The organism is Cerasibacillus sp. JNUCC 74 (genome assembly GCF_053667775.1).
In genome coordinates this window covers 3,216,053-3,234,201 of sequence record NZ_CM132207.1, presented here as the reverse complement: position 1 = coordinate 3,234,201, position 18,149 = coordinate 3,216,053, and the positions used below count along the sequence as shown (strand labels likewise).

12 protein-coding genes, 1 pseudogene and 1 riboswitch are annotated in these 18,149 nt (G+C 35.3%); of the genes and pseudogenes, 11 read left to right on the top strand and 2 right to left on the bottom strand.

Annotated features, from left to right (window positions below):
* Positions 1 to 940 precede the first annotated feature (940 nt).
* The 7 genes and pseudogenes from JNUCC74_RS14405 (at position 941) to JNUCC74_RS14375 (ending at position 8,217) form a co-directional block, all read left to right on the top strand.
* The gene (locus JNUCC74_RS14405) at positions 941 to 1,192 is read left to right on the top strand and encodes a lysozyme family protein (RefSeq protein ID WP_077318052.1); all 252 of its coding nucleotides are present in this window, start codon (positions 941 to 943) and stop codon (positions 1,190 to 1,192) included.
* Between the two features lie 903 nt (positions 1,193 to 2,095).
* On the top strand, positions 2,096 to 2,653 hold the full coding sequence (locus JNUCC74_RS14400) for a hypothetical protein (protein ID WP_454065879.1): 558 nt from the start codon (positions 2,096 to 2,098) through the stop codon (positions 2,651 to 2,653).
* A gap of 436 nt (positions 2,654 to 3,089) precedes the next feature.
* Positions 3,090 to 3,236: riboswitch (FMN riboswitch) on the top strand.
* Between the two features lie 744 nt (positions 3,237 to 3,980).
* On the top strand, positions 3,981 to 4,625 hold the full coding sequence (gene ribE / locus JNUCC74_RS14395; RefSeq protein WP_454065878.1) for a riboflavin synthase: 645 nt from the start codon (positions 3,981 to 3,983) through the stop codon (positions 4,623 to 4,625).
* An 84-nt stretch (positions 4,626 to 4,709) separates the two neighbouring features.
* Positions 4,710 to 5,288 (top strand): annotated as a pseudogene (gene ribB / locus JNUCC74_RS14390) (3,4-dihydroxy-2-butanone-4-phosphate synthase); the annotation flags it as partial.
* Positions 5,289 to 5,322: 34 nt separating this feature from the next.
* Positions 5,323 to 5,787: a 6,7-dimethyl-8-ribityllumazine synthase gene (gene ribH / locus JNUCC74_RS14385; protein WP_454065877.1), complete on the top strand. Its 465-nt coding sequence runs from the start codon at positions 5,323 to 5,325 to the stop codon at positions 5,785 to 5,787.
* A 369-nt stretch (positions 5,788 to 6,156) separates the two neighbouring features.
* On the top strand, positions 6,157 to 6,330 hold the full coding sequence (locus JNUCC74_RS14380; protein WP_454065876.1) for a hypothetical protein: 174 nt from the start codon (positions 6,157 to 6,159) through the stop codon (positions 6,328 to 6,330).
* A gap of 12 nt (positions 6,331 to 6,342) precedes the next feature.
* Positions 6,343 to 8,217, top strand: a complete 1,875-nt coding sequence (locus tag JNUCC74_RS14375; protein WP_454065875.1) for an ABC-F family ATP-binding cassette domain-containing protein — start codon at positions 6,343 to 6,345, stop codon at positions 8,215 to 8,217.
* Between the two features lie 197 nt (positions 8,218 to 8,414).
* On the opposite strand, the gene JNUCC74_RS14370 is transcribed toward JNUCC74_RS14375, so the two are convergent.
* Positions 8,415 to 9,578, bottom strand: coding sequence for an IS110 family transposase (locus JNUCC74_RS14370; protein ID WP_454065717.1), 1,164 nt, complete (start codon positions 9,576 to 9,578; stop codon positions 8,415 to 8,417).
* A gap of 829 nt (positions 9,579 to 10,407) precedes the next feature.
* Between JNUCC74_RS14370 and JNUCC74_RS14365 the strand changes: the two genes are divergently transcribed.
* A complete protein-coding gene (locus JNUCC74_RS14365) occupies positions 10,408 to 10,974 on the top strand; it encodes a hypothetical protein (protein WP_454065874.1) in 567 nt (188 codons plus the stop codon).
* Positions 10,975 to 11,516: 542 nt separating this feature from the next.
* Here JNUCC74_RS14365 and JNUCC74_RS14360 read toward each other — a convergent pair.
* On the bottom strand, positions 11,517 to 13,241 hold the full coding sequence (locus JNUCC74_RS14360) for a DNA-binding protein (RefSeq protein WP_454065873.1): 1,725 nt from the start codon (positions 13,239 to 13,241) through the stop codon (positions 11,517 to 11,519).
* A 137-nt stretch (positions 13,242 to 13,378) separates the two neighbouring features.
* On the opposite strand from JNUCC74_RS14360, the gene JNUCC74_RS14355 reads away from it, so the two are divergent.
* The 3 genes from JNUCC74_RS14355 (at position 13,379) to JNUCC74_RS14345 (ending at position 18,038) form a co-directional block, all read left to right on the top strand.
* A complete protein-coding gene (locus JNUCC74_RS14355) occupies positions 13,379 to 14,425 on the top strand; it encodes a C45 family autoproteolytic acyltransferase/hydolase (RefSeq protein ID WP_454065872.1) in 1,047 nt (348 codons plus the stop codon).
* 564 nt (positions 14,426 to 14,989) lie between these two features.
* Positions 14,990 to 15,661, top strand: coding sequence for a hypothetical protein (locus JNUCC74_RS14350; RefSeq protein ID WP_454065871.1), 672 nt, complete (start codon positions 14,990 to 14,992; stop codon positions 15,659 to 15,661).
* Positions 15,662 to 16,949: 1,288 nt separating this feature from the next.
* The gene (locus tag JNUCC74_RS14345) at positions 16,950 to 18,038 is read left to right on the top strand and encodes a glycerol dehydrogenase (RefSeq protein WP_454065870.1); all 1,089 of its coding nucleotides are present in this window, start codon (positions 16,950 to 16,952) and stop codon (positions 18,036 to 18,038) included.
* The last annotated feature ends 111 nt before the right edge of the window (positions 18,039 to 18,149 follow it).

Sequence of the window (18,149 nt, the reverse complement as noted above, 5' to 3'; positions counted from 1 at the left end):
ACGAATGAAATAAAGTGAAAAGCCTTAATAACGGAAGCCCTATAATCCAGGTCCAAGCCCAAAAGTTACCTAAATAATAATGAGTGAGATAGTATGTTAATTCCTATAAATCCATCATAACGCAATACAAGAATAATGACAGCAACATTTTTTAGGAAAGGAATGAAAAAATATTCTGCCAAATAATAAGATACAAACAGCGAAGAAAAGCCGATAATTAGCACATTCACCACTTTTTTTGTTTTGGTTAATTATATTTACTTAGGGAAACTTTCGACGTTATACATTGGAACCACATTTTAGTCAATCATTTAATCGTTTTAATCAGTTATGTCATTATTTAAGTTGCTTCGCGTGGTGCATTTAAACAGTCGGAACTAGTCTTTTGACGATTATTATTGTTATTATGTTGTCTAATCCGTTTCTGTTGTTAGGTGCGTTGTAATTTTTAGCGTTATTAATTGCTTTAGTGTAGCCTTTTGCATTTGTCATGAGTCTTATTCCATATTTTGTTATGGGTGGATTTAATAAGCTAGGGAAACTGGTGACAACCTTTTTATTTAAGCGTCATAAGGGATATTTATGTTTATTACAAATTTATTTATAGAAATAAGAATGTATCTAATGTAGAAGAAAGAAAAAAAGAGCGATATATATAATATGCTCCCCTAAGGTAGACAGATTAAAAAATAAAAATCTGTTTTGCCTTAGGGTGGGAGCATATTAAGGAATGTCTTAATGGGCATTCCTTTTTTTATTTTTATGGAGGTGAGAGATGAATATGAAGTTTAAATTAGAAAAGATACCTGTTGTAAAAATGGCCAAATGGAAAATAAAAATCTATGTATTTATCAATTGTTATTTGATATGGGTATTCTTTTTGTACTTATGTCTAGTACAAGTGGTGATATGATTGGAGGTTTTTTAAAACAAGAGGAAAATGAAGACCTTACGGGTGTTTATGTTTTGGTGGGATTTTATTAGGGACAAGGTACAAAAGCTATTTTCAAAAGTATGCCAAAAAAATGGCATAGAAAAGCATGTAGATGTAGTAATAACAATGGGTATGCAGGAATCGGGCGTTAGATATTTGAATGTTATGCAAAACTCTGAATCTCTTGACTTACGAAATGCTTTAACTGATCCAGAAAAATCCATTGAACAAGGTGTTAAATACTTTTCACAGTTTTAGAACATGCTGGCGGTGATGTGGCATTATCTTACAGGCTTAACATATGGGGCATGGATTTATTGGGTCTGTGAACAAGTATAACAATAGGGAAATATAGCTAATAAATGGAAAATTAATTTAGTAATACGATGTCTCAAAAAATGGGGATGGTCAAGGTATGAAGATACTAATTATGTTCGGCATGTTATGCGATATTTGGAACAAGATGATTCTGTTACCCCTGTTAATATTAATGGTGATTAACGGTTACCATTAATAGAAATTATTGTAACAAGTGGCTTGGGGAGAAGCGTAAACCCTATAAACTGGTAAAGATAGTTTTCACGTTGATATAGACTTTAGTTGCTCCTGCGGATGATATGTTGGCAGTGAAAAGTGGGGATTAGTAGAAGCTATTCATATAATATTAGTTCTGTGCTATGATTGGTTATATAATTATTCTAATGCGTAAACACATGTTGAAATTGGGTTTTCTAATAATTTTATTATTAGTGTTAGCATCATGTGGAAACGTAGAAGGAATAAGCGATTGAGGATTTTATATCTTATGAAAACGATGAATTTCTTCATTCGACATGCTCTAAAAATCCAAGTGTTGATGATATAAGAGTGGTAACAGATATAGAGAGATGGAACGGGAAATAGATAAAATTAACTTGTAAAAGGTGATATTGAGGTTCGTTGGGCTGGGTGGAGAAAATAGATATTTATATAAGTTTGAGGATGGGGATTTGTTAAATAGTTACCATTGAGAAGATAATTCTTATATGCTAGGGTCTGCTTTTGGTGCACGAGAATTTGATACAATGGATACAGAACCAGATTATTTTGAGGAAAATAATGGTGTTTTTGATGTGGCTAAGGGTCATAAATTGTGATTAATAATATGGGAGTTGATATAAAATGTCAAAATTTGAAGAGAATGTAATGAAGCTGTTAGCTGAAATAAATCAGCGTCAATTAGATTTTCAAAAAGAGGTAAATAATCGTTTTGATAATGTAAACAAGCAATTTGGTGATGTAAACAAGCAATTTGGTAATGTAAACAGGCAATTTGGTGATGTAAACAAGCAATTTGGTGATGTAAACAAGCAATTTGATGATGTAAACAAGCAATTTGATGATGTAAACAAGCAATTTGATGATGTAAACAAGCAATTTGGTAATGTAAACAGGCAATTTGATGATGTAAACAAGCAATTTGATAATATAAGCAAGCAATTTGATAATGTAAACAAGCAATTTGATAATGTAAACAAGCAATTTGATGATATAAACAAAAGATTTGATAAGATTGAATCAGATATAGAGAAAGTAAAAGAGGAGAATCATCTTATTAAACGTGCTGTAATGGAAACGAATGAAAGTGTTAAAATTATTCTGGAAGATCAAAAGTCAATATATGAGATGTTAGGAGAACATGAAATTTCAATTAGAACATTACGTAGAAAACCAGTTTAAATAACAGAAAATCCTAACTATTTTACCTTAGAATATAGATGAACGAGTAGACAAAAATGTCTGCTTTTTTTTATAACTATTTTAGAAAAAAGAGGAGGATGTCAAATGTCAGAGGTACTAAATCCGAAAGATATTATGAAAATTTTAGGTATAGGTATATAAATTATTGGAAAAACCACCGTTTCATACCGTAAAAGTTGGCCGTTTAATTAAAATTGCAAAGAAATCGTTTTATTTATGGCTGGACGGTGAACAAGAGCAAGCAAATTAACAAGCTTGCTTTTTATTTTTGTTACTGATATTATCTAGATAATCACAAAAGAAAAAATAAGTGGTAGGATTTCTTAGGATATTAAGAGTTTAGTGGATTTCTTGTAAATCCTTATATGAAGGTATGTTAGAGTTAGAGTATCACTGCAAACTAAAACTAAATATAAATTTCCTTCGGGGCAGGGTGAAATTCCCGACCGACGGTAAGAAGCAAGCTAATTGCTTTAAGTCCGTGACCCGTTTGATATAACAAACGGTGGATCCGGTGTAAGTCCGGAACCGACAGTGAAAGTCTGGATGGGAGAAGGAATGATATATGCAGCAACGGCAATATTTTTGTGTATATTGACTAGTATTATATTTTTCTATGTACTAGCTAAATGGAAGAGCATTTGTCTAGCCGTTTGCAAGCTAAAGATCTAAGAGTCTATGCTTTTTATAGGTAAAGTGTTTTCTTTAAGTACGTATTCAAAAAGAGGTTTGCAAAGACCAAGGTCGTGCTAAAGTCTCAAGTGTTCTTGAAAAATCGTGATACATTTCTAACTGGGCATTTCTTGTCTTGTTAAAATAAGAACACTAGTACGTCCAGCAAGTCGAAATTCGAGGGAATGAGTTTTGAGGAGCGCATTGTATATAGTTAGAAACATAATCCGCCGGAAAACTAGCCAATAAAGAAATTTTGACTGAATCCAAGTCTGTGGAGCAGGAGACTAACTTATACTTAAACTATAATAGTAGACTTTATAGTACTGCATTCTTCTATAATAAAACTTTATTCCAAATTGAACTTTTTGAGTATTCTTTTTTAAATACGGGATAGTAATTCATTGTAATTAATCATGAGGAAAGTCCCGTGGGAAGCACTTCTTAGTAGACATAGCTTTATTTAGAGCAATTTTCTTTTGCACATACAGTGTAAGCTCACCAATATGCATGATTAAATCCCGAATCGTTAAGCCCCTGAAGTTAAATTTAGGGGCTTTTTGTGTGTGCAAAAGTACGATAAAGCAATAAGCCCCGTTAGCAAAAATACTACTTTTTAGAGAGGAGGGCGAGTATGTTTACTGGAATTATTGAAGAAAAAGGAAAAATATTGTCACTACAACGAGTTTCTAAAGAAGCAATCATATTGAAGATAAAGTCACACAAGATAGTAGAGGATGTTCATGTTGGTGATAGTATAGCTGTAAATGGCACATGTTTAACGGTTACGTCATTGGATAAGCGTAGTTTTTCCGTGGAGGTTATGCCGGAGACAATGAAGGCGACCTCGTTACAATTTGCTCAAGTCAGTTCGAATGTTAATTTGGAACGGGCTATGGCTGCAAATGCTAGATTTGGTGGACACTTTGTCTCTGGTCATGTAGATGGTTTAGGGAAAATTATACGTAGGCAACATGAACAAAATGCTATCTATTTTGATATTGAAATTCCTGTTGAACTAATGAAATATCTCGTAAAGAAGGGCTCCATTGCAGTTGATGGAGTTAGTCTAACTATATTTAACATCAGAGATCATGTATTTACGATTTCGTTGATTCCCCATACAGCAATGGTAACGATATTGGGAGAAAAGAAACAAGGAGATAAAGTTAATATAGAATGCGATATACTCATGAAGCATATGGAAAAACTGCTTATGAGTACGGTTGGCAACGAACCTATTACAAGGAAACTTTTATTGGATAAAGGGTTCAGCTAACTAAATTTAGTTAACGAATAAGCTACAAGTCAAAATTCCCTACAAATGGGTATAAAAAATACTTAGTTAAGGAGTGGAAACCAGTTGAACACAATCAAAGAAGCGATCCGAGAATTAAAATTGGGGAGGCCAATCATCGTTGTTGATGATGAAGATCGGGAAAATGAAGGAGATTTGGTTGCTTTATCAGATTTGATTACTCCGGAGATTATTAATTTTATGATTACTCATGGTAGAGGACTGGTATGCACATCTGTTGAAAATGAATTAGCTAAACGAATTGGGTTAACATTAATGACTTCGAATAATCATGATCCGTTTGCAACGGCATTTACAGTAAGTGTTGATTACAAGGATACAACAACAGGGATTAGTGCATATGATCGTGCGAAGACGATTCGTGCTATGGTTGACCCTTCCGCAGCGAAAGAAGATTTTAATCAGCCGGGGCATGTATTTCCTTTACTTGCTAAGGAAGGGGGGGTATTAGTAAGACCTGGACATACAGAAGCTTCTGTTGATCTTGCTAAATTGTGTGGAGCTACTCCGTCTGGGGTAATTTGTGAAATTATTAAAGCAGATGGGACAATGGCAAGATTACCAGATTTGAAAAAGATAGCTAAACAATTTGAATTAATTATCATATCTGTAGAGCAATTAATTGATCGGATAAAAATAAATGAGGGGCGTGGAATCAATGAGTCAAGTATTACAAGGTAATTTAGTAGGAACTGATTTACGGATTGGAATTGTTGTAGCTAGATTCAATGAATTTATCACGAAAAAACTGTTGGAAGGGGCTGAGGATGCATTAATTAGGCATGGAGTAGCAAATGAAGCTATAACGGTTGCTTGGGTTCCTGGGGCATATGAGATACCATTAATTGCCAAAAACATGGCGATACAAAAGGAGTATGATGCGATTATTGCATTAGGAACCGTTATTCGAGGAGCAACGCCTCACTTCGATTATGTTTGTAATGAAGCAGCAAAGGGTGTATCTCAAGTAACTTTACAAGCGAATAAACCAGTGATTTTTGGAATATTAACAACAGAAACAATTGAACAAGCAATTGAACGTGCAGGAACAAAAGCTGGAAATAAAGGAGCTGAGGCAGCAACTGCGGCCATAGAGATGGCTAATTTGCTTCGTAACATATAAGATTGTAAACTTAAAGAAAGCTGTATACATTACGGCTTTCTGTTTTTGTTGTCTATGAACCGATATCTTTGCTACAGGTGGAATTTTTATGTGTCTAGTTATGTGTTCGAGTGACTAGCAAACTTCGATCTCCTTTCTATGATAAGGAACATCTGCTCCTCATAAAGATCTCCAGTTTGTTATGTCGTTAAATGATCGGCTGCGCTTTTGTTTTATCATAACATATAAGCGGCTAGGGTTGTTTAAAGTATTAAGTGGCAATTAGCCGGATATGTCAATACGCAGTTAGTTCAACTAGTATTTAAAAGAAGAAAAAAAGCGCTCATAAATGAAGTTTCATAGTATTATAGTTACACGGGGGGATTATTTATGAAGGTATTATTAGGGCAATTACTACTTATAACTGTTGTATGGGCCGGACTAGCTTTTTTCTTTTCTGATATGACAGAAGGAAGTAAAGTGATTTTTTACTTAGTTACCTCATGGATGCTTTTGTTAATTGTATTAATTATTAAAAAGTGGTGGAAGGATAGAAAAAAATAAGGATGATGAGATATGCTGACAATAGAAAATATAACGAAGACATATGGTGATAAAACACTTTTTCATTCTATCTCTTTACATATAGCTGGACGAGAACGGATTGGACTAATTGGAGTAAATGGTACTGGAAAATCGACGCTTCTAAAAATCATTGCCGGAATAGAACCTGCTGATGAAGGGAAAATGGAGTATCCTAAAGATTATCAAATTGAATATTTAGCTCAAGATCCTGATTTGGACTCAAGTCTGACAGTGATGGAGCAAATATATTATGGTGATTCACCGACGATGCAAGTGATGCGTGCATATGAACGAGCTTTATTACGATTACAACTGGATGCAACCAACGAAAAAGCCCAAACAGACTTATTGAATATCCAGCAAAAGATGGATGAACTCGATGCTTGGGAAGCAAATACAAATGCAAAAACAATTCTAACTAAGTTGGGAATCACCAATTTTGATAAACAGATTGCACTGCTTTCTGGAGGACAAAAGAAGCGAGTAGCTCTTGCTAAGGCTTTAATCCAGCCGGCGGACTTACTAATATTAGATGAGCCAACTAACCATCTGGATCATGAATCCATTGAATGGCTGGAGAAATTCTTAAAGACGTATCGGGGATCGTTATTACTTGTTACCCATGATCGTTATTTTTTAAATCGTGTAACAAATCGGATCATCGAATTGCATGATGGTAATCTTTATACGTATGAAGGAAATTATGAAGTGTTTTTAGAGAAAAAAGCAGAACGTGAACAATTACAAAGAAACTATGAAATAAAACATCAAAATGCATTACGCCGAGAGCTTGCTTGGCTAAAACGTGGAGCAAGGGCTCGTTCTACGAAGCAAAAGGCCAGGATTGAACGTGTACATAACATGCAGGAGCAGACTTTTCAAATAAAGCAAGAAACGATTCATGTACCTGTAGGTTTTACGCGATTAGGGAAAAAAGTAATTGAATTAAAAGAAGTGAGTAAATCATTTGGAGAAAAGAAAATCTTAGCCAACATGAATCAATTGATGATTCCAGGTGATCGGCTGGGGATTGTAGGTCCAAACGGTGCAGGTAAAACAACTTTACTTCATATGATAGCTGGGCGCATATCGCCGGATCAAGGCGAGGTAATTATTGGTGATACGGTCAAAATTGGCTACTATACACAAGGTGATGAGGAGCTGGACGGAGATTTACGTGTCATTGATTACATTAAAAAAGTGGCTGAGGTGATTCATACAAAGGACGGTTCGGTAATCACCGCAGAGCAAATGCTGGAACACTTTCTGTTTTCACGAAAACAACAATGGACGTATATTCATAGATTGTCCGGCGGAGAAAAACGCCGCTTGTATTTATTGAAAATATTGATGGAAGAGCCGAATGTGCTGTTGCTTGATGAACCTACCAATGATTTAGATACTCAAACATTAAGTGTATTAGAAGAATATTTAGATGAATTTCCTGGGGTAGTAGTTTGCGTATCCCATGATCGTTATTTTCTTGATCGGGTTGTGGATCGTTTGCTTGTATTTACCAGTAACGGTTCAGTTACTTCGTATCACGGCAACTATACAGATTTTTTAAAACAACAAATACAAACAAATGATCAAGCCGCAAAACAGCCAAGTAAAGAACCAAAAAAACCTATTCTAAACAAGCAAAAGAAAAAAATGTCCTATTTAGATAAGAAAGAATGGGATGAAATAGAAGATGATATCACTGCTTTAGAAGAAAAGCTAGTAGCTATTCAAGAAGAAATTATTAATGCCGGAAGTGACTCTGAAAAAGTACAGCAATTGTATCAAGAACAGCAAGAAATAGAGAAAATATTAAATGAAAAGATGGACAGATGGGAAGAACTTTCTTTACTTGCTGAGGAATAAGTAATCTTTTTAAAAGAGGCTAACTATATAAAGTCAATAAGTTTTTAGCAATAAATTTAGCATTTTCCATTAGAAGTATTGGAGCATGGCAAATAAGCTTGATGATTTGTGAATTTCAAATGAATCATTAAGCTTATTTGTAGTGTAAAATCTGAGGTTATTGCAACGCTATTTACCATAGCTTCTCTTTTTTTACATTACACACGTACTTCTTTATATGATTCACCGGTCTGCAGTAAATGGAATATCACTCTTATTAATTTCTTCGCTACATGGCTGAGCACCACGTTATAGTGCTTACCCTCAGCTAGCTTTTTCTCATAGTATGCCTTGAACGTTGGTGAATAAATGGCTATTAATCGTGATGCATGATACATCGCCCAGCGAAGATGAGGAGATCCGCGTTTCACCATTTTTCCAGGGCCCCTATAGTTACCAGACTGATAAATGGATGGTTCCATTCCTGTAAAAGCCAATAGCTGACTCGGGTGATTGAAGTTGTGGATATCTCCTATTTCTGCTATGATTGTACTACCGAGTCGATAAGAAATTCCGGGAATGGTTACGATTGGTGAATTGAGTGTATCCATCATTTCTTGAATTTTTTTATCGACTTCTTTTATTTGCTTTTGATACAAATAGAGCTGTTCTATGGTTTGAATTAATTCAAACTCCGTAATATCAGAATAATACCCAATACTTTCTTTCGCTAGTCGTTTAAGCTCTTGAGATTGCAGACTACTGTTGTTCGCTCCCAATAATTTTGAAAGTGTTTGTTCATGAGCCTTCGCAATTCTCTTGGGGCTTGGGTATTTTTTTAATAACTCCATCATGTAGTTAGAATAACGAACCTGACCGTAAGCAGCCAATTCAGGAAAGCTTTTTTCTAAGACTCGAGTATATTGGGTTTTAAGAAGAGCTTGATGTTTTCCAAGCCGCCTTCTATATCTGGTTAGTTCTTTAAGCTCTAGGGTTACCTTATCTTGGACCTCTTCCCTTTTTTCGAAGTCACCCATTAATTTTTTTGCGATTACTAAGGCATCTGCTTTATCCGTCTTTGTCTTTCTCAAGGTGTGAATTTTGGAGAATTCCTTGATTAAGATTGGATTATAGCGAAAAACTTGGTAATTCTTTCCCCTCAAAAATTGTAGAATAGAAACATTATAATGGCCAGTATCTTCCATCGCTATCTGGCATTCTTGCGCTACTTCTGTCTGTAAACGACGAAGTGTTTCATGAAGTTTTTGAAACCCTGATTGACTATTCGATATAACTAAATCCTGTTCGTAGATTCTACCTCCATTATCCATGATTGCCACTTGGTGTTTATGCTTGGCTACGTCAATCCCCACATAAATCATTGGTTTACTCCTTTCGTATTGTCTATTACGCTGTGCTTCAAGCCACGCACTCCTTGTTCTGTATCCTTGTATGAAATCAAACGTCTAGCGTTATCTAACTGATTAACAGATAAACAAAGAGCTGTGGTTAGACTCTCTAAAAACCAGTTACTAAAAAGTACTGTAGGCAGGGTTACTAATCCACAGCGTTGCTTTCAGTATAAATTACTATACAAAAAAAGCACAAGAGGTAGCGAACCTCATGTACTTAATATACAAGGCTGGGACATAACGAAAACAGCTGATTAAAAAACGAACCATAAATCGTCCTTGTACTATAGGAAAGTATAAAATTTTAGGGTTTATCGTATAAGAAAAACTATGGCTTTCGCTAAGGACTTGGCGATAAGCCAAGTTTTTCTAAACACAAACAAACCGAACAATTATAAAATAATTGTTCGGTTTTTGTATTTAGTATTTGCTTATGTCCCAGCCCCTTTTACGATGTCAACTAAAAAATATACCACCGTAGTTGAGTTAGGTTGTGAAAATTTTTAGGCTCGTTCAATGAAGGAATTTCCTCTGGACACTGGGCAGATGGTTGATGATATTGTATATTTTTCTTTATTGGCTTGGAAACGATACATTTTCCACATATGTACTTTTGAATAAATCGACTATATTTTGGTTACAATGTACTAAAACTAGCATTTTTTATGAAGTTCTGTTAGCACTTTAAGATGTTTGTTTACGAAGCATCGGAACTAAAAAAGCTACATGCTTCGTAAAACGGAATTTTGCAAGTTTCTTCACTACAGTCGCATATGACTTTAACATAGGTGGGTACAAGATGGATGCAAATCAATTATATGGTCAAATTTATCATTTAAAAGAAAAGTTAGGTAAACTACAGTCTGAATATTGGAATATGACTTCCGGAAAAGATACATGGTATTTTTGGTTTAATGTATTGTTTTTTTTAATCCCATTAATCATTTTATATATACTTATCGATCGAAAGAGGATATTTGAAGTATCTTTTTATGGCTATTCTGTGCATATGATTGCTTCCAAATTAAATAGTGCATTAGAAGCAGGTAATTACCTTGTTCATCCTCATGATTTAACAGCTAAAGTGCCTGGAATAACGATTACAGCAGTAGTTTTGCCGGTTGCATATATGTTAATATACCAATATTGTACAAATAGAGATAAAAATTTTTATTTCTATGCTTTCCTTATTTCTTTAGCTATAGCTTATCTTATAGACGCTTTTTTTATAGCAATTGATTATTTACGATTAGATAAAGGGATGAACCTAACTTATTTATTGTTCATCAACTTTGCTGTAGCGTGCTTTGCTTATTGGTTAACCAACTTTTTTAAGTGGATGAAAAGACAAAAGAAGGGAAAATAGGCAAATGACTATTTTTATTAATCCATTTGTTTATAGTTTCGTTTCTTTTTTAGTACTATAGGAAAGTATATAGAGGGAGTATAAAACTTTTAGGCTTTATCCCTGCATGTAGGGTGCCGTAAGTTTCCCACTTCAAGTCCTGAATTGATACAAAAGAGTCAAAGTGGGAGAAAACGGCACCTAAATGCCCAATTGGTTCAAGGGCCTTTAGGTCATACCCTTGTGGTACTAACATTCCGTGTAAAAAGTATTTCACGGAATGAAGTTTCACTTTATCGTATAAGAAAAACTACAGCTTTCGCTAAAGACTTGGCGACAAGCTAAGTTTTTCTAAACAAATACAAAAATATGTTTATGTTTCTAGTTTAAACTTACCTAAAAAATAAACCAGACTAAAGAGTTAGCTTTCGTCTGGTTTCATATGTTTAAAATATAATTTTTAGCATTGAAGTAAATCACAACACAGTAGAATTTTTTCATATCCTAGTAAACAAAACTAGTCGGGCACCTACCTAGCATCAGTCAAGCTTTCTAAAATTAGATCATTCTTTAGTTGTTAACCCTTCAATGGTAATGGTCTCGACAATTGCGGTCTGATTGTCACGAATAGTTGCTTTTAATTCAACTTTGTCTCCAGGTTGTAAGAAGATTGCGCGTGGAGCTTTACCTGAGTTAACAGTATAAATGGTTCCATCATCTTGAAGTAAAAATTGGATGATTTGTTTTTTATCCTGTGTTGTAACAAGTATACGTTCTACCTTACCACTGCGCTTTTCAAGTGATCCTTCATTGGTAGATTCTACATTACTTGGATCCTGTGCCATTGCTAAGCGGTATGATTCAAGGGCTTCGCTAGCTGTATCGCCAAAAACAACAAAGTCTGAGTCAGCAGCTTTAATAAAGGCGTAATGTTTAAATAAACCGTTAGGATCAAGGACATTAACTACCCAAGTAGGGTTTCCATCGATGTTATATAAGACAGGCATGCTTCCAGTCCATTTCTTTTCCGGAAACTCTTTATTTACAATTTCTTTAGCACCTTTACTATCCATTATTCCGTTGTTTTGCTTGCCGTTATAATAAGTTAGTTCACCGGTGCGAGCATGAATTAATGTATATCCAAGTGCAGAATCGATATTCTCTTTAGGAGAGGACATATCGGTAAAATAATACATGTCTCCATTTTCATTAAAAATAGGGGTCACACTCGATTCGGTTCCTGATTCATTCGGTATTTTAACGTCTTTTTTACCAAAATATGAATTTAACCAACCATGTACATACTTACCAAAATACTCATTTTCATCAGAAGCCATTTCAGAACTGATGGATCCTTCAATAAATTCTGGGGCCTTATTAGCTTTGTAAAGCTTGACATCACTTGTAACTGGATCTACGACAGCGACATTCAGCTTGTTGAAATCTGGTTTATTCGTTAATCCGATTGGCCGATATAGGGTTTGAACATACCATGGCTTTCCATTATCATCCACTTCGATTTGGGCTTCCCCACTTTGAATATAACCAGGGTAGGCATTATAAATGGTTCGTGATACATTATGATTAAGATAGCTGGAGTTTGTGTATTTCATTTTGCTTTCTACAAACTCCGGCTGGGCGTTTATATCTGTTGCAGAAATAGTAAAATAACCTTCTGTTTCTTTTCCGCGGAAGTATTTCCAAAACCCTGTAAATTCTACGGGAGCAACAAAAACGATATCATCTTTTATTTTTTGTACTTGCAATTTTCCTAAATCATAAAATTGCGTGTTAGGTACAACACTCATTGCTTTTTGTACTTTATTTCGGGCGAATTCAGGAGATACGACTACTGGTGTAGAATCTTTATCTAAAGGTTTTGCTTCTTCCACTTCGTTGATTGTAATAGAATGATGCGTATTATCTAATGTGAATACACCTAAAATAATAAATCCAGGAATCGTAATAATTGCCAATAAAATAATTGCACCGGTAATCGTATCGAAATGTTTCGTCGATTTCGTAAATGGTTTACTTTTCGTAATCGTATATAAACCGATCATTCCTACAGCACCAGTAATAAGATTAGCAATCGTTATATTTGGTATTGTAATGGGAGGCATAACCATATATATAATAATAACGCCAATAATAAAGAGATTAATAAATATTAGACCAACTGCTTTTACCGTAGTCATCCGATATTTTTTGTTTTGAACAATAAAAAATCCGGCAATCAAAAAATACAGAATAAATGAGAGAATAGTTGTTGTTAAAATTCCTGTCATGATTTTCACTCCTATGAATAAACTCTATTCTTTATACGATTCAACTAACAAAAAAGATTCAAAATACGTATTGATTTTCAAATGGTACATAAAGAATTACAATGGTAAAAGTCATGAACCAAGATAGGGGGGAGAAAATGAAACAAGTGTATAGTGAGGTATTCCAATATCGGGGAAGACATTACGATTTTGGGTATAAACAAGGACAAGATTTAAAGTGCTCCTATATTTTGGATAACCGGAAGAAACTGTGGAAAATCAGGCGACCACGATTTACGATCAAGGAAGAAGAAGTTAGAGAAGCTATTATGCCAATTGCTCCTGGAATTTGGGATGAGCTTTGTGGCTTAATGGATGCACTAGAGTGGGAAATGGATGATGTTTTACAGGAGTTTGGCGGGTATCGTTTAGAATATAAGAAAAGTGGTTGTTCTATTTTTGCAACGTCGGATTATATGATTCGTAATTACGATTATCATCCAAAGACGTATGAAGGTCGCTATGTCGTGTATGAACCTACTGATCAGGGATATGCGACCATCGCTCCTTCCCAACGTATTACTGGAAGAATGGATGGAATGAATGAACATGGATTAGCTATAGGGTATAATTTTATCCATCGACGAAAACCTAAAGACGGGTTTGTTTGTAATATGATTGCAAGAATCGTGCTAGAAAACTGTAAAAATGTCGAGGAAGCAATAGCATTATTACGAGAAATTCCCCATCGCCATTCATTCAGCTACGTTTTATTGGATAAAAATGGGGGAACATTTATTGTAGAAGCTTCTCCTCGTGCGGTAAAAGTTCGACAAGATCAAATTTGCACCAATCACTTTGAACAGTTAACAACAGAAAATCGCCATCACTTACAAGATTCATATCGCCGGCAACAAGCGATGGAAAGAGAACGACCGGAGGTGAAAAATGCCTATCAAGCATTTAAACTAATGAATGATCCTGAGAAAGAGGTATTTTCTACGAAGTATAAACAGTGGGCAGGTACGATTCATACATCTGGTTATTTTCCTAAACAGCTTAAAGCTTGGTTTGCTCTGGGAGGGAATAGGGAGCCGGTAATATTTGATTTTAATAGTTGGCTGAAAGGCAAGGATTTTTCAGTAAAACGTATAATAGGAAATATTGATACTGAATTACCTTTTGTTCATATGGAGAAAATGTAGTGGAACTTAGTTATTCATCTTATCTAAGCTTGACATGTTTAAATCATTGAAATAAAGGAAAAATAATTTTAGATTACTTTTTTCAAAAAGAGGCTAAATAGACTCAGGTCTACTAAGATCGTAGGCGGCCTTGAAAATATGCCATGTATCAATATTGATTTTTTCCTTATTGTCTAAGAACGTATACTCGCTTTTCCCTCGTGGATATCGTCTAACTTACTTATTTATGCGCTTAAGCTTAGCAAATTTGGATCTCCTTCCTTATAGGCTAACATTGGCTCCTACTGTCGTTGTGTGTCTCCCGTTTCTCGGCAGAAATCTCCAGTTTGTATGTCGCTAACTAGAGCGCCTATGTTTATTTTTTCTATTGAAACACTGACACTGGCGCATCCCATTGAGTTAAATTAAAGTAGTAGGACAGTGTTTTTTGAGTAGTGGAGTGTATGTAGTTAGATATATGGGCAACATGCATTTTATCGGACTTTTTGAACATCATTTTAGACTTTATTTTTTTTATATAGATGTAATATACTCAAATGGAACACCATTATAGGAGGTAGTGAAATGAAGCTTTTTCAAGTAAGAAAGGGGCAGTTTGTTTTTTACAAAAATGAGTTGCACCAAGTGTATTCAGTAAAACCGATGTTTAAGAAATCTGTACATTTGTATCGTTTAAAAGATATGCAGCAGATATTAACGAAGGCAAGCGAAATTGAATTATGCCGCCCGCAGCATAATGATACTTTTATTTTCTACGGTAAGCGTTATACGATAGATAAGAATAAGATGCCGGAGCCTGGTGACTATATTTTAATTGTAAAACCAGCACCTGATTTTCTGGATCACTATTCACTGAATGCGATTGAAAAAGTTGATAGTGTAGAGGATGGAAATGTTGTTACTACTAGAGATAATGGTGTGAAGCATAACGAATATGTTGTTATGGTCCCTGGCAAGAAGGATGCAAGTAGGGAAATCGCTTATTACGATAAAAGCCTTGTACCAGAGGAACAGCAAATACAAGATGAGTCGATTAGTTATTTAGCAGAAAGCGACAGTAACTTAAAACCAGCAGTCGGTGATATTTATATTGATATAAAAAACGAAACAAAAGCGATGATCGTGGCAATGACAAAAGATGAAGTAGTATTTGGACACGGTAATCGAATACATGTGGCAGATTTATTAGATGAAGAAAAGTATAAATTAGTTTATCGGTTTGAAGAAGATTTGTAGTAAGAAGCTAACTCTAACAGAAACACGGTTTTCTGATAGGGTTAGCTAATTTTATACTATAGGAAAGTATAAAACTTTAGGCTTTATCCCGCATGTAAGGTGCCGTAAGTTTCCCACTTCAAGTCCTGAATTGATACAAAAGAATCTAAGTGGCAAAAAACGGCACCTAAATGCCCGATTGGTTCAACTAACATTCCGTGTAAAAAGCATTCCACGGAATGAAGTTTCACTTTATCCCGCATGTAAGGTGCCGTAAGACTCCTGCTTCAAGAGCCTTTAGTTGATACAAAGGGTCAAAGTGGGAGAAAACGGCACCTAAATGCCCGATTGGTTCAACTAACATTCCGTGTAAAAAGCATTCCACGGAATGAAGTTTCACTTTATCCCGCATGCAAGGTGCCGTAAGACTCCTGCTTCAAGAGCCTTTAGTTGATATAAAGGGTCAAAGTGGGAGAAAACGGCACCTAAATGCCCGATTGGTTCAAGGGCCTTAAGGTCATACCCTTGTGGTACTAACATTCAGTAGGAGAGGGAAGAAAACTCCTACTGAATGAAGTTTCACTTTATCATATAAGAAAAACGATAGCTTTCGCCGCATAAAGACTTGGCGATAAGCCGAGTCTTTCTAACGTAACGTTCACCATGTACGAAAGTGAAGGATAGAAATAACCGGAAAATTAATCATAACGATAAATAGGTAAACCAAAAACATACACGAGACAACAGCTTTTAGAAAAAAACCGGCAAGATCTATGGCAAGCATAAAATAGATATAGAGCCCCTCATCGGATTCTTGAAGGCTAATTTGCGTTTCACTTGGGTGTCTGTGAGAGGTAAAGCCTAAAGCCAAAGTAGAAAATGAAGTAGGATTTACCTTTATCGCAGAAAACTTGTGAAGTACCCATGCTATATGGAAAAACAGATTATGAAAATCCAACAAAAAAGGTTTCTGTTATCAAAGAACGATGACAGAACCTTTTTTCACGATATTTGGCTAGTTATGTCCCACTTTATTATTTTTAAAAAACAGATATATTAAATAAATGTGAAATCAGTCACGAGAAGCTTGTATATTCTTTTCAATGATTGATATACTATATATGTGCTAACCATTATAGTTGCTGTTCCATACTAACGTAACCGCAAACATCGGCTTGGTTTGGAAAGTTATCTTCTTTTCAAATCGATTAGCACAAAAGCTCTTATACTCCACGAATAAGTTGTTACAATTTTTACAGTATATTTAGCACATCAGTATTGGAATGAAGCAGCAAAAAGGAGCGATAACATGTCAGATACCATTTTTATTTCACCGAGTAAATACATCCAGGGAAAAGGTGCTTTAAAAAGTATTGGTAAGCATGTAAAAACTATTGGAAAGAAGCCATTGGTTCTGTCTGATGATATTGTTTGGAATCTTACGAAAGAAATGATTGAGGCAAGTATGAAGGACGAAAATGTTGATTATCATTATGTTCCTTTTAACGGTGAGGCCTCCTTAACAGAAATTGAACGGGTAGTAAAAGAAGGAAAAGAACATGGGGTTGATACGGTAATTGGTGTAGGAGGAGGTAAAACGCTTGATACTGCAAAGGCGATTGCCGACGGGTTAGATGTAAGCGTTATTATCGTTCCAACTACCGCTTCTACTGATGCGCCAACCAGTGCGTTATCCGTTATTTACAGTGATGAAGGTGTGTTCGAATCCTATAAGTTTTATAATAAAAATCCTGACTTAGTATTAGTTGATACAGGGGTTGTAGCAAAAGCACCAGCCCGATTATTCGCCTCTGGTATTGCAGATGCAATGGCAACATGGGTTGAAGTTAGAGCTACCTTAAAAAGCGATGGAGTTACAATGGCTGGAGGAAAGCCAAGTATTGCGGCAAAAGCCATTGCTCAAGAATGTGAAAAAACATTATTTGCTTATGGAGAAGCAGCTTATCAAGCAGTAAAAAAAGGATTAGTAACAAAGCATGTAGAAGCTGTTGTTGAAGCCAATACATTGCTTTCAGGGCTAGGTTTTGAAAGTGGTGGACTAGCAGGTGCACATGCTATTCATAATGGTTTTACTGTGTTAGAAGGTGACATTCATCATTTGACACATGGAGAAAAGGTGGCTTATGGAACATTAGTTCAACTTGTCTTAGAATTGCATCCTAAAGCTGAACTGCAAAAATACATTGATTTTTATCGCAAGCTTGGTTTACCGACTACCTTAGAAGAAATGCATCTTGATACTGCTTCCTATGAAGATTTATTGAGAGTAGGCGAGGCTGCAACACAAGAAGGAGAGACGATGGGTAATCTATCTAACGACATAACTGCAGATGATGTAGCTTCTGCTATCCTGGCTGTTGATCAATTAAGCAATTAAAGCAAAACGTCGATATAAGAGATTGCGTATGTAGAGAGAAGAGGCTGGGACAAAAGTGGTTTAGTCAAAGAAAAATCCGAACAATGATTCAAAATTCTTCATTAGAATTCG

Coding starts and splice junctions, on each gene's coding strand:
- JNUCC74_RS14405 (WP_077318052.1), top strand. CDS start 941: ATGAAGACCTTACGGGTGTTTATGTTTTGGTGGGATTTTATTAGGGAC.
- JNUCC74_RS14400 (WP_454065879.1), top strand. CDS start 2,096: ATGTCAAAATTTGAAGAGAATGTAATGAAGCTGTTAGCTGAAATAAAT.
- ribE (WP_454065878.1), top strand. CDS start 3,981: ATGTTTACTGGAATTATTGAAGAAAAAGGAAAAATATTGTCACTACAA.
- ribH (WP_454065877.1), top strand. CDS start 5,323: ATGAGTCAAGTATTACAAGGTAATTTAGTAGGAACTGATTTACGGATT.
- JNUCC74_RS14380 (WP_454065876.1), top strand. CDS start 6,157: ATGAAGGTATTATTAGGGCAATTACTACTTATAACTGTTGTATGGGCC.
- JNUCC74_RS14375 (WP_454065875.1), top strand. CDS start 6,343: ATGCTGACAATAGAAAATATAACGAAGACATATGGTGATAAAACACTT.
- JNUCC74_RS14370 (WP_454065717.1), bottom strand. CDS start 9,578: ATGATTTATGTGGGGATTGACGTAGCCAAGCATAAACACCAAGTGGCA.
- JNUCC74_RS14365 (WP_454065874.1), top strand. CDS start 10,408: ATGGATGCAAATCAATTATATGGTCAAATTTATCATTTAAAAGAAAAG.
- JNUCC74_RS14360 (WP_454065873.1), bottom strand. CDS start 13,241: ATGACAGGAATTTTAACAACAACTATTCTCTCATTTATTCTGTATTTT.
- JNUCC74_RS14355 (WP_454065872.1), top strand. CDS start 13,379: ATGAAACAAGTGTATAGTGAGGTATTCCAATATCGGGGAAGACATTAC.
- JNUCC74_RS14350 (WP_454065871.1), top strand. CDS start 14,990: ATGAAGCTTTTTCAAGTAAGAAAGGGGCAGTTTGTTTTTTACAAAAAT.
- JNUCC74_RS14345 (WP_454065870.1), top strand. CDS start 16,950: ATGTCAGATACCATTTTTATTTCACCGAGTAAATACATCCAGGGAAAA.